The organism is uncultured Dokdonia sp. (assembly GCF_937910895.1).
Classification (GTDB): Bacteria; Bacteroidota; Bacteroidia; order Flavobacteriales; family Flavobacteriaceae; genus Dokdonia.
Map to the genome: position 1 here is coordinate 16,957 of NZ_CALEMI010000013.1, position 11,436 is coordinate 28,392.

General features: G+C 35.5%; 13 protein-coding genes. 8 read left to right on the forward strand and 5 right to left on the reverse strand.

Annotated features, from left to right (window positions below; genetic code table 11):
- Positions 1-65: 65 nt before the first annotated feature.
- Together ribH and Q0505_RS00975 are read right to left on the reverse strand one after the other, a co-directional pair.
- A complete protein-coding gene (gene ribH, locus Q0505_RS00970; RefSeq protein ID WP_299207812.1) occupies positions 66-563 on the reverse strand; it encodes a 6,7-dimethyl-8-ribityllumazine synthase in 498 nt (165 codons plus the stop codon).
- A 52-nt stretch (positions 564-615) separates the two neighbouring features.
- A complete protein-coding gene (locus tag Q0505_RS00975; RefSeq protein WP_299207815.1) occupies positions 616-1,389 on the reverse strand; it encodes a tetratricopeptide repeat protein in 774 nt (257 codons plus the stop codon).
- Between the two features lie 138 nt (positions 1,390-1,527).
- On the opposite strand from Q0505_RS00975, the gene Q0505_RS00980 reads away from it, so the two are divergent.
- The 4 genes from Q0505_RS00980 to Q0505_RS00995 all read left to right on the forward strand — a co-directional run bounded on the left by Q0505_RS00980 (position 1,528) and on the right by Q0505_RS00995 (position 3,957).
- Complete coding sequence (locus Q0505_RS00980; protein ID WP_299207818.1) at positions 1,528-2,619, forward strand: DNA replication/repair protein RecF; 1,092 nt, start codon at positions 1,528-1,530, stop codon at positions 2,617-2,619.
- Positions 2,620-2,682: 63 nt separating this feature from the next.
- Positions 2,683-3,078, forward strand: coding sequence for a lipocalin family protein (locus Q0505_RS00985; RefSeq protein WP_299207821.1), 396 nt, complete (start codon positions 2,683-2,685; stop codon positions 3,076-3,078).
- Positions 3,075-3,368 carry a DUF721 domain-containing protein gene (locus Q0505_RS00990; RefSeq protein ID WP_299207824.1) on the forward strand — a complete coding sequence of 98 codons (294 nt, stop codon included), beginning with the start codon at positions 3,075-3,077 and terminating at the stop codon, positions 3,366-3,368. The genes Q0505_RS00985 and Q0505_RS00990 overlap by 4 nt, the downstream gene beginning before the upstream one ends.
- 139 nt (positions 3,369-3,507) lie before the next feature.
- Positions 3,508-3,957 carry a hypothetical protein gene (locus Q0505_RS00995; RefSeq protein WP_299207827.1) on the forward strand — a complete coding sequence of 150 codons (450 nt, stop codon included), beginning with the start codon at positions 3,508-3,510 and terminating at the stop codon, positions 3,955-3,957.
- Between the two features lie 153 nt (positions 3,958-4,110).
- Here Q0505_RS00995 and Q0505_RS01000 read toward each other — a convergent pair whose 3' ends face one another.
- The gene (locus Q0505_RS01000; RefSeq protein WP_299207830.1) at positions 4,111-4,530 is read right to left on the reverse strand and encodes a nucleoside-diphosphate kinase; all 420 of its coding nucleotides are present in this window, start codon (positions 4,528-4,530) and stop codon (positions 4,111-4,113) included.
- Between the two features lie 230 nt (positions 4,531-4,760).
- Here Q0505_RS01000 and Q0505_RS01005 point away from each other — a divergent pair, with 230 nt between their 5' ends.
- The 3 genes from Q0505_RS01005 to Q0505_RS01015 are packed head-to-tail and all read left to right on the forward strand — an operon-like array spanning position 4,761 to position 7,495.
- Complete coding sequence (locus tag Q0505_RS01005) at positions 4,761-5,771, forward strand: bifunctional oligoribonuclease/PAP phosphatase NrnA (protein WP_299207833.1); 1,011 nt, start codon at positions 4,761-4,763, stop codon at positions 5,769-5,771.
- A gap of 3 nt (positions 5,772-5,774) precedes the next feature.
- On the forward strand, positions 5,775-6,329 hold the full coding sequence (gldI, locus tag Q0505_RS01010) for a gliding motility-associated peptidyl-prolyl isomerase GldI (RefSeq protein WP_299207835.1): 555 nt from the start codon (positions 5,775-5,777) through the stop codon (positions 6,327-6,329).
- A 17-nt stretch (positions 6,330-6,346) separates the two neighbouring features.
- A complete protein-coding gene (locus tag Q0505_RS01015; protein ID WP_299207837.1) occupies positions 6,347-7,495 on the forward strand; it encodes a peptidylprolyl isomerase in 1,149 nt (382 codons plus the stop codon).
- Between the two features lie 74 nt (positions 7,496-7,569).
- On the opposite strand, the gene Q0505_RS01020 is transcribed toward Q0505_RS01015, so the two are convergent.
- Positions 7,570-9,033: an aminoacyl-histidine dipeptidase gene (locus Q0505_RS01020; RefSeq protein ID WP_299207839.1), complete on the reverse strand. Its 1,464-nt coding sequence runs from the start codon at positions 9,031-9,033 to the stop codon at positions 7,570-7,572.
- A gap of 43 nt (positions 9,034-9,076) precedes the next feature.
- Positions 9,077-9,820, reverse strand: coding sequence for a CDP-alcohol phosphatidyltransferase family protein (locus tag Q0505_RS01025; protein ID WP_299207843.1), 744 nt, complete (start codon positions 9,818-9,820; stop codon positions 9,077-9,079).
- 123 nt (positions 9,821-9,943) lie between these two features.
- Between Q0505_RS01025 and Q0505_RS01030 the strand changes: the two genes are divergently transcribed.
- The gene (locus tag Q0505_RS01030) at positions 9,944-11,011 is read left to right on the forward strand and encodes a PorV/PorQ family protein (RefSeq protein WP_299207841.1); all 1,068 of its coding nucleotides are present in this window, start codon (positions 9,944-9,946) and stop codon (positions 11,009-11,011) included.
- The last annotated feature ends 425 nt before the right edge of the window (positions 11,012-11,436 follow it).

The window sequence follows — 11,436 nt, forward strand, 5'->3', positions numbered from 1 at the left end:
TTAACAGTTTGAAAACGTAGCATTGGGAAAATATAAAGAGGTAAGAAAGATTTCTATGATCTATTCTAAAATTTAGAATCCTTTTTGAGTTGTGCCATTTTGATAGCAGCAATCGCAGCCTCAGTTCCTTTATTCCCGTGTTTACCTCCACTCCGGTCAATAGATTGCTGGAGGGTATTGTCTGTAAGTACACAAAAGATGACAGGGATTTCGCCTGTAAGATTCAATTCTTTGATTCCTTGTGTGACGCCTTGACATACAAAATCAAAATGTTTGGTCTCTCCTTGAATCACTGTGCCTATGGCAATAACGGCGTCTAGCATATCATAAGATGCTGTCATACGCTTACAACCATAAATAAGTTCAAAAGCTCCAGGAACATTCCAACGCACAATATTATCATTGATGGCTCCACAGTCTTTAAGCGCATCAAAAGCACCTTGAAAAAGTCCTTCTGTTATTTGACCATTCCATTCAGAAACAACAATCCCAAACCGAAAATCTTTCGCGTTTGGGATGGTGGTTTTATCATAAGCCGAAAGGTTTGTTCCTTCTGTAGCCATACTGATTGTATTTTAAAATTTCAATAATGAGATATGCACCTCTTATTGAAAACTAGTTTCCTGCTTGTGCTCTTCCTATATACAAATCTACCTGACTCGCATAATCAGAGTCTCCAAACTCATCTTTAATACGGGTAAGATACTCTACGGCAACATCATTTTTACCTAAATCTAAGGCAGCAACTGCCGCTTTGAATAAGAAACGAGGAGTTGTAAAGTCGTTTGTATTTAATTTGAACGCTTGCTCATAATATCCTAATGCTTGGTCTGCTTGGTCTAATTGCATAAATGCATCTCCAATTGCTCCTTTTGCAAGAGGCGCAAGCATCATATCATCAGAAGAAAAATCTTCTAGGTGACTGATCGCATTTTTGTAGTCTTTAATCTCTAAGTAAGACATTCCTGCATAGTAGTGTGCAAGGTTTGCAGAAGGTGTACCACTGTACTTGTCTGCAACCTCTAGTAAACCATATTTCCCTTGAGATCCATTTAATGCGACTAGATATAAAGAATCCTTTACATTCGTATTGGTAGTTTCAAGTGCTGTTGTAAAACTTTCTTGTGGATGCGCAAGCTCATTAGCAGCTTCTGCGATTTTAGGTTCTTTGATAAATTTACCATAAGCGATATATCCCAAAGCAATTACAAGAATTCCTACAATTACTCCAAAAATAGCTTTCTGGTTCTTCTCTACCCATTCTTCGGTTTTAGAAGCTCCTTCGTCAAGAGAGGCAAATACTTCGGCTGTAGTACTGTCTTCTATTTCTTCAACTTCTTTTTCAACCTTAGTTTTGGGCTTATAACCCCTTTTGTTATACGTTGCCATATAGATATTTTGTTAGTGGCGCAAAAATATAATTTTTATTGAATTTTGAAAGGGAAATTATTCCTTATTTTTCGATAATTTGCAAACCATTTCTGAGAAGTTATACGCTTTCGCGAAAGCGTACCTATGACAAACCCTATGATTTTAAAATCTCTATCCTTAATTAACTATAAAAACTTTGACTCAAAAGCCTTTGAATTTGATGCAAAAATCAACTGTTTTGTGGGAAATAATGGTGTTGGAAAAACCAATATTTTAGACGCTATTTATCACTTATCCTTTGGGAAGAGTTATTTTAATCCTGTCACCAGTCAAAACATTAATCACAACGCCGACTTCTTTGTCATAGATGGAGTTTACGACAAAAATGATCGTCAAGAAAAAGTGGTGATCAGTGCTAAAAAAGGACAAAAAAAAGTCATCAAACGCAATGCAAAAGCCTACGAGCGTTTTGCAGATCACATCGGTTTTTTACCGCTTGTCATTATCTCTCCTGCAGATCGAGATCTGATTACAGAAGGAAGTGATATGCGTCGTAAATTTATAGACGGAGTGATCTCCCAAAGTGACAAAAAGTATCTGTCAAATTTACTGTCATATACCAAAGTAATTAGCCAGCGAAATGCGTTATTAAAGTATTTTTCGGCAAATAACACCTTTGATAAAGACACTTTGAGTGTCTATAATGAGCAATTGGTCACCTATGGACAGCCTATTTTTGAAAAAAGAACCGAGTTTTTGACTCATTTTGAACCTATTTTTCAGGAACAGTACAAAGCGATAAGTGGCGGTACAGAGAAGGTCTCTCTTATGTATCAAAGTGCCTTACACGAGATGCCATTAGCACATTTACTTACCAATGCGTTGGCTAAAGATCGGATGTTGCAATATACCAGTGTAGGCATACACAAAGACGACTTAGCCTTTGAAATAGATGGATATCCCGTTAAAAAATTTGGGTCACAGGGGCAACAAAAAACATATCTTATCGCCTTAAAACTAGCGCAATTTAATTTTATTAAAAAGGAAAGTGGCGTGAGTCCTATATTATTACTTGATGATATTTTTGACAAGCTCGATGAAAATAGAGTGACACATATTATACAGCTGGTAAATACAAATAACTTTGGTCAACTTTTCATTAGTGACACACATCCCAAGCGAACAGAAGCCGTGGTTAAAAAAATTCATCAGAGTTATGAATTATTTCACTTAGGTAATCCCGAGTAATCTCTTCTTTTTTGCGTACTTTGCTATGTTATTATGAAATACCTACGCCTTATATATATTCTTATGGCTACAAGCCTTGTTTCTTGTACCCAAACCCCTGATGAGCAGCTCACGTATCTTGAAGGATATTGGGAAATTGCAGAAGTAGCCACCCCTGATGGTAGTAAAAAAACATATTCTTTGAGTCAAAATGTTGATTTCTTTGAGATTCAGGATAACCTGAAAGGAGTTCGTAAAAAGGTACAACCCGATATTGGTGGTCATTTTACAACCTCGCAATCATCAGAAAATATTGATATAGAAATTAATGACAACACCCTCGTATTAAAATATACAACAGCCTTTGATAGTTGGAAAGAAACCGTTATTGAAGCTTCAAAAGATCAACTGATTCTTCTCAACGAGAATGGTACGACCTATACGTATAGAAGATATGAACCTATACTCTTTTCAAAATGACAAAGCGCCATACAGACCCTATATCGATAAGTGATGCCTTAGGGGAATTTGTCACTAAAAACAAACTCCAAAAAGGCATTGACAAACTAGATGTTGAAAGTGCTTGGTTTGCGCTCAATCCAGCGTTTAAAACCTACACCATTTCTGTTCGCTTAGAAAGAGATACACTTCTAGTGAATTTAAGTTCTTCTGTATTCAGAGAAGAATTAAGTTACGGGAAAGAAAAAATCTTGGAACGTCTTAATGAAGAATTACGAAGAGATATTGTTAAGAAATTGATATTACGATAAATAACATCACTAGACGGTAGTTGTTTTTAGAAATGCGTATATTTTAGAACGTCTTAATGAAGAATTAAGAAGAGACGTTGTCAAGAAACTGGTTTTAAAATAGATAACATCATTGGACATAATAAATTTCCACAAAACCTTGGGAAAGAAAAAAAACTTAAATGGATTACCAAATTCTCTGACTCAAAGGTATTTCAGCACTTTATTCTATTACAGCAAAGCATACATGTCTGATTGGATTTTAAATGCAGCTTCTGAAATCAAAATATCTGAATTGGTGATTGACTTAATGAATGAAACTATTGAACCAAAAGAAATGGAAATAAAACCAATTCTAGCTTATTTACCAAGGTTAAAGGAAACAATTTACCTAACTCTGGAAAATGAGAATTTTGAATCTGATTTTATAAATAGTGGAATTTTTAAAATAGAACTTTCGAAAAAATATAATTTTTTGAACTGCACAGCGATTTTGACCGATAAAGAAGGAAAAGAATATATTGGAAAAACGTACACAGAATTTTCTTATGAAAAGAAATTTAAAGTTTTTAAACCAAATATAATTGAACGAATAAAAAATATGCTCTAAAATTCAGAAAAATAATGGATGAATTTCTAACTTAATCAGATACGATAAACCTCCAATTATTCTTATGAAAATACATATTATTAATTGCTTTAAAACGAAAAAATGCGCTATCCTTTGCAGATAGCGCATTTTTTAGTAATATATCTAAAAGTATTAAAACTGCTCTCTTCCTGAAAAATGGAAAGCACCTTCAATCGCTGCATTTTCATCACTATCACTTCCGTGAACAGCGTTTTCACCTACAGATGTTGCATATAATGCTCTGATCGTACCTTCGGCTGCATCTGCTGGGTTTGTAGCTCCTATTAACGTACGGAAATCTGCTACGGCATTTTCTTTTTCAAGAATCGCTGCAACTATAGGTCCACGTGTCATAAATTCTACAAGCTCTCCAAAAAATGGACGCTCATTGTGTACTGCATAAAAAGCTTCGGCATCTGCCTTTGTCATTTGTGTAAGCTTCATTGCTACAATCCGGAAACCGCTTGCCGTAATTTTTTCTAAAATTGCTCCGATGTGTCCGTTTTCTACGCCATCAGGCTTAATCATTGTAAATGTTCTATTTGTTGCCATAGTCTTCTTGTAATTCTCACAGAAGTGAGCATCTTTTGTATTAAATAAAATAATTCTTTTTTATGCTTTCGCGAAAGCGTATCGCCTCCCCTCAAATTTTGTGCAAAAATAGTGCTTTTCTACATTATGCAAAGGGTAAGGTTTGTCAAATTCTATTTCATCCATCCATTTTGTAAATAATTAGGCATCTTTAGGATACATCATATTCATAAATTGTATCTTCGCAAACTATGAATTCGAATGATATTAAGACGGTAAAGACGTTACTTGAAACATCAAAATCTATTGTTATTGTACCCCATAAAAATCCTGATGGTGATGCCATGGGAAGTACGCTAGCACTATGTAAATATCTCAATAGTAAAGGACATACAGCTACGGTAATTGCTCCCAATGAATATCCGCATTTTTTAAAATGGCTTCCTGGTCATGAGGATGTAATTATCTATAACGCCACTACTCAAAAAGCGATTGAAAAAATTGAAAATGCTGATCTTATCTTTACTTTGGATTTTAATCATCTATCAAGAACAGGGGATCTGGAAAAAGTTCTTGCGACTGCCACCGCCGAATTTATCATGATAGATCACCATCAACAGCCTGCTGATTATGCTGTGGTTACCTATAGTGATACACGTATGAGTAGTACGTGCGAAATGGTCTATCATTTTATAGATGCATTGCAAGAAACTGCTCATATTGACGCCGATATGGCTTCGTGTTTATACACAGGTATTATGACAGATACAGGATCCTTTAGGTTTCCTTCTACAACGGCAGTAACCCACGAGGTCATTGCAAAGCTTATAGCTGCTGGTGCCGATAATGCGAATATTCATCGTCATATATATGATACCAATAGTTATACGAAATTACAATTATTAGGAGTTGCTTTAAAAAATCTTAAAATTCTTCCAGAATATAAAACAGCATATATCACATTATCTCAAAAAGAGCTAGACGATCACAATTTTCAAAAAGGAGATACCGAAGGTTTTGTAAATTATGGCTTGTCTTTAGAAGGAATTATTTTTGCTATTATTTTTATAGAAAATAAATCGGAAGGGATTATAAAGATGTCTTTGCGATCTATAGGAGATTTTTCTGTAAACGAGTTTGCTCGCACACATTATGAAGGTGGTGGGCATACCAATGCCGCGGGAGGAAAAAGTGACCTTTCATTAGAAGATACCATCACTCAATTTATTAGTATATTACCGCGTTATAAAGACAAATTATAACTAATGAAAAAAGGAATTATTGCAATAGTATGTCTACTATGCCTTTTGGCTTGTCAAAATCCAGAAGCTAGATGGTATGTTTCTAAAAAATCAGGATCTTATATTTCTGAGTCTGTACAGCGAAATAAAGAACTGATCTCAGAAGAAGAAGTTTTTATAAAAAAACTTATTGAACAAGATACAACAAATACCTACCTAAATTCTGAAAATGGGTTTTGGTATCGGTATATAACTCAAGACACCCTTACTACAAAAACACCTGTAAAAGGAGATATTGTCAATTTTACGTATGATTTACAAACATTGTCAGGTACTACCATTCTTTCTAAGGAAGCGATAGGAGTACAAGCCATGAAGATAGACCAAAGTAATCAAGAACTTATTTCTGGAATACGTGACGGTCTTAAGATTTTAAAAGAAGGAGAAACCATTACATTTTTATTTCCTTCGCACAAAGCATACGGATATTATGGTTTTGAAGATAAAATAGGAAGTAATCTTCCCATTCGATCTACAGTAAGCTTACTAAAAATAGAAGAAGATAATCAACCCGAATAATTAATACATTTTAACCCATGAAAAAAACACACATGTTACTTATTGTTGCTTTATTATCATTACTCTCTTGTAATGATAAATACCCAGATTTAAAAGATGGCATCTATGCCGAGTTTATAACAGACAAAGGAACTATTGTTGCCGAGTTATACTATGAAGATGCTCCTGCGACAGTGGCAAACTTTGTTGCATTAGCAGAAGGTACACACCCAATGGTGGATAGTATATATGCTAACAAGCCTTATTATAATGGTTTAAAATTTCATAGAGTTATGAAAGACTTTATGATCCAAGGAGGAGATCCGCTTGGTACGGGAACTGGAGGTCCAGGCTATAAATTTCATGATGAATTATCACCTACAAGAAGACATGATACTGTTGGTATTCTTTCTATGGCTAATTCTGGAGCGGATACAAACGGAAGCCAGTTTTTTATCACACATAAAGCAACACCACATCTAGATGGTTTTGATCAAAATGGAGGTAGAAAAAACTGTAGCGGAAGACGTGTAAGTTGCCACACTGTATGGGGGAAAACAGTGATTGGTTTTGACGTTATAGATGCCATTACAGATGTAGAAATGACACAAGGAACAACAGCTCCAAAAGTAGATGTTATTATGCAACAAGTAAACGTGATCCGTATTGGTAAAGCTGCCAAAAACTTTGATGCGCCTGCTACGTTTGCTAGAGAGTTAGATAAACATGCCAATAGATTTTCTGAGTTTAAAAATAAATTCAATGAAAAGGAAGCAAAAGCAGAGACACTTCCTAGCGGACTTAAAATACACTGGGACAAAAAAGGAGAAGGTCAAAAACCTACTGTAGGAGACTCTGTAAATGTGAATTATGCTGGATTCTTTGCTGAAAGTGGGGAGTTATTTGACACAAGCATTGAAGAAGTTGCTAAAAGTCAAGATAAATTTGATCAACGTCGTAAAGATGCTATTGGATATAATCCATTAGGAACACTTTATGGACCTGACGCTGGACTTGTCGCTGGATTTAAAGAAGGATTACAGCTTATGAGCATTGGAGATAAAATGACCTTGTTTATTCCTTCTCATTTAGGATACGGTCCTTCAGGATATCCTGGTGCTATTCCACCAAATGCAGACCTTGTTTTTGAAGTAGAACTTGTAAGCGTTAGAGAACCTCAAGAGTAGTTATCCTTGTACTTTACACATAAAAAAAATGCTAGAGAAATCTCTAGCATTTTTTTATGAAATGATATCTCTATTTATTTCACAGGAATATCTTTTAAAATTTCCAAAACAAAATTCCAATATTTCTTCGCAGAAGAGATACTTGCCCGTTCGTCTGGAGAATGTGCTCCTTTAATGGTAGGACCAAAAGAAATCATATCCATATCTGGATAATTCTGTCCTAAAATTCCACATTCTAAACCTGCATGGCATGCAGCCACATTGGGTGCTGTTTTATTAATTTGTTGGTACTTATCTATAAGCACTTGAAGAATTGGACTTTTCATATTAGGAGCCCATCCTGGATAATCTCCAGATAACTCCACGTCACAACCTGTTAATTCAAACGTAGCTCTAAGTGCATTGGCAAGGTCTATTTTAGTACTCTCTACAGAAGATCGTGTAAGACAGCCTACTTTAATAGTTCCTTCTTTCACAATCACACGTGCTATGTTATTAGACGTTTCTACTAAGTCTTCAATCTCTGGACTCATACGATATACACCATTATGTGCCGCATACAATGTTTTAGTCAATCCTTCTTGAACCCCCAACTCCATTACTTTTTCAGGAAGTTCCGTTTGAGAGAGTATCATCTCAAGATTTGGTTCTAGTGTTTCAAATTCTTTTTGTATGGTTTTTGCTAGTGCATCAAATTCAAACTCAAAAGCATCCTTTTGTATCGTATCCACTACTATCGTAGCAACACTTTCTCTAGGAATAGCATTACGCAAACTACCGCCATCAATATTGGCAATTTGTAATCCAAAATTCTCAAATCCGTTATATAATAAACGGTTCATTAATTTATTGGCATTCCCCAAGCCTTTATGAATATCCATTCCTGAGTGTCCTCCCTGAAGACCTCTTACGGTAATGGTATAGGCTGTTTTACCATCGGCTACAGCTTCTTCGATATATGATCTCGTTGCAGTAACATCGACACCTCCTGCGCACCCTACACCTATTTCATCATCTTCTTCTGTATCCAGATTCAAAAGAATATCGCCTTTTAAGACACCTCCTTTTAAACCCATAGCACCTGTCATACCTGTTTCTTCATCTATGGTAAATAAGGCTTCAATAGCTGGATGTTCAATCGTCGTACTCTCTAGTACTGCCATAATGGTGGCAACACCCAAACCATTATCGGCTCCTAACGTAGTCCCTTTTGCCCGTACCCAATCACCATCAATATACATGTCTATCCCTTGTGTATCAAAATCGAATGTCGTGTCTGAATTCTTTTGATGTACCATATCAAGGTGCGATTGCATCACCACCATTTTACGGTTCTCCATGCCTGAGGTTGCAGGTTTGCGTATAATGACGTTTCCAACTTCGTCTTCGATGGTTTCTAGATTAAGGTTATTTCCAAAATCTTTCATAAACTGTATCACACGTTCTTCTTTTTTTGAAGGACGTGGTACGGCATTAAGATCTGCAAATTTATTCCAGAGCGCTTTAGGTTCTAGTGCTCTTATATCTGGGTTGGTCATAAAAGTGTCTTTTTTGCAAAGATACTTTCTAAAGTCAGAATAGTTATTCCTTTTTGATAGAATCTCTGTTTTTATCAGGAAAGAGTACTGATAGTAAAACATACAACACAATCAACAGTGGAATTGCTAAATAGTGTAAGAAAATAAGAAGCATGATACTGGCTAAAAGAAAGAAATAGCGAACTTTATTTTTTGCAAAATCCCATGTTTTAAACTTGAGTGCAAACAAATGGATTTCTGCGTTAAGCATATAGCTACTTCCTATAGCAATAGCTAGTAAAGCATAGGGATTGGTGAATACCGCTTTCGCGAAAGCGTACTCTCCATACATCAAAATCAAAGGAATGCTGATGATAAAAAGGGTATTTGCTGGTGTAGGTAATCCAATGAATGAATTGGTCTGACGGTCATCTACATTAAACTTTGCAAGACGATAGGCAGACGCTAGCGTAATGATAAATCCTATGTATGCGATATTAAAATGATATGCTTCTAGAGAAGCTCCCCATGGAATATCTGTTGCACCAATTAATAACTGATACATCACAATACCAGGCACTACGCCACTCGTAACCATATCTGCCAAGGAGTCTAATTGCAATCCTACTTCGCTTTGGACATTGAAAAGGCGCGCAAAAAAACCATCAAAAAAATCAAAAAAGATTCCCAACGCTACAAAAAACGCGACGTACTCCATTTGATCTTGTACAGCAAATAAAACGGCGATACAGCCACTTAAAAGGTTCCCCATAGTGAGGGCATTAGGTATATATTTTTTAAGTCTCATCATTAGTATTTGTGTAAAAATAGAAAAGAAAATGAATTATGTAATTATATATGCAATATCTCCATTAAAATAAAGTTTAGAATATGTAATAAAAAGGGGATATTTGCCCCGTAATTACTGCTTTTGAAAAAGATACTTCCCATAATTTTTATACTACTTACTCTATCCGTAAGTGCGCAAGCTGTGCGTAAGTACTCTAACGAGTTCTTAAACATAGGAGTAGATGCGGCTGCCTTAGGAATGAGTAATGCTGTTGTGGCAAGTACAAGCGATGTTAATTCTGGATATTGGAATCCAGCTGGACTTGTACACCTAGAAGACAACCAAGTCTCTATTATGCACGCATCCTATTTTGCAAACATTGCCAACTATGATTATGTGGCTTTTGCAAAACCTCTTGATGACAAAAGCGCTGTAGGGATTTCTATTATTCGGTTTGGTGTAGATGATATTTTGAATACCACACAACTTATAGATGCCGAAGGGAATATTGATTTTAATCGAATTAGTTTATTCTCTACCGCAGACTGGGCAGTTACATTTTCTTATGCGCGAGAGCTTCCTTTAGATGGTCTAAATATAGGTGCTAATGCAAAAGTAGTTCGTCGTGTTATTGGTGATTTTGCAAATAGCTGGGGTTTTGGTATTGATATTGGATTACAATGGCAAAAGGGAAATTGGAATTTTGGATTGATGGCTCGTGATATTACAACAACTGTTAATGCATGGAGTATTGATGAAGAACAGTTTGCTACCATTAGTGATGCCGTAGAAGGTCAAAATCAAGAACTTCCTGAGAGCACAGAGATTACCATCCCAAAATTACAATTAGGCTTTGGAAGAACATGGGTACATCATTATGATTATAGTTTTAAAGCAGAAATAGATCTTAACGTTCGTTTTGCTCAAACAAATGATATTATATCAACAGCAACAGCAAGTGTGACACCTGCATTTGGCTTTGAATTTGGGTATTCCGAACTTGTTTATGTACGAGCGGGGGTAGGAAACTTTCAAGAAATTACGCAGTTAGATAATTCTACCTCTGTAGGTTTTCAGCCTAATATTGGTGTTGGTTTTAAATATAAAGGCATCCACGTTGACTATGCGCTTACCGACATAGGTGATCAAAGTGCTGCCATTTATTCTAATGTTTTTTCCTTAAAATTAGATTGGGAGCTTTTTAGGTAATTTCTTTTTACAACTATTAGCTATTTTTATTCAAAACACGAGAACTTATTATTTTCTTTCTAAACACACTTGAACTATCTGTAAAATGGATAATCAATTCTCATTTCATACGTACTAAAATGAATCTAATCAATGATAGTTACAACTTTTACCCAAAGCTAAAACCACAAAAAACTATAGGAAAGTATTTCTTACCTCTTTGATCCATAATCTACATTAGATTTACAGATGTAACTTGCTATTCTTTCGCTTAAAGCGAAAAGGAACAATGGACTTTTGTCATTATTTCAGTATATAAACACGAGGCAACACACGTATAGCTATTTAACCATAAAATGATTCTCATAAAAAAACCTCCGAGCATTTTGCTCGGAGGTTTTTGTTTCTAAATCTATATTGAATCTTATCTTTTCAGTGTAAAATGT

Coding starts and splice junctions, on each gene's coding strand:
- ribH (WP_299207812.1), bottom strand. CDS start 563: ATGGCTACAGAAGGAACAAACCTTTCGGCTTATGATAAAACCACCATC.
- Q0505_RS00975 (WP_299207815.1), bottom strand. CDS start 1,389: ATGGCAACGTATAACAAAAGGGGTTATAAGCCCAAAACTAAGGTTGAA.
- Q0505_RS00980 (WP_299207818.1), top strand. CDS start 1,528: ATGATTTTAAAATCTCTATCCTTAATTAACTATAAAAACTTTGACTCA.
- Q0505_RS00985 (WP_299207821.1), top strand. CDS start 2,683: ATGGCTACAAGCCTTGTTTCTTGTACCCAAACCCCTGATGAGCAGCTC.
- Q0505_RS00990 (WP_299207824.1), top strand. CDS start 3,075: ATGACAAAGCGCCATACAGACCCTATATCGATAAGTGATGCCTTAGGG.
- Q0505_RS01000 (WP_299207830.1), bottom strand. CDS start 4,530: ATGGCAACAAATAGAACATTTACAATGATTAAGCCTGATGGCGTAGAA.
- Q0505_RS01005 (WP_299207833.1), top strand. CDS start 4,761: ATGAATTCGAATGATATTAAGACGGTAAAGACGTTACTTGAAACATCA.
- gldI (WP_299207835.1), top strand. CDS start 5,775: ATGAAAAAAGGAATTATTGCAATAGTATGTCTACTATGCCTTTTGGCT.
- Q0505_RS01015 (WP_299207837.1), top strand. CDS start 6,347: ATGAAAAAAACACACATGTTACTTATTGTTGCTTTATTATCATTACTC.
- Q0505_RS01020 (WP_299207839.1), bottom strand. CDS start 9,033: ATGACCAACCCAGATATAAGAGCACTAGAACCTAAAGCGCTCTGGAAT.
- Q0505_RS01025 (WP_299207843.1), bottom strand. CDS start 9,820: ATGAGACTTAAAAAATATATACCTAATGCCCTCACTATGGGGAACCTT.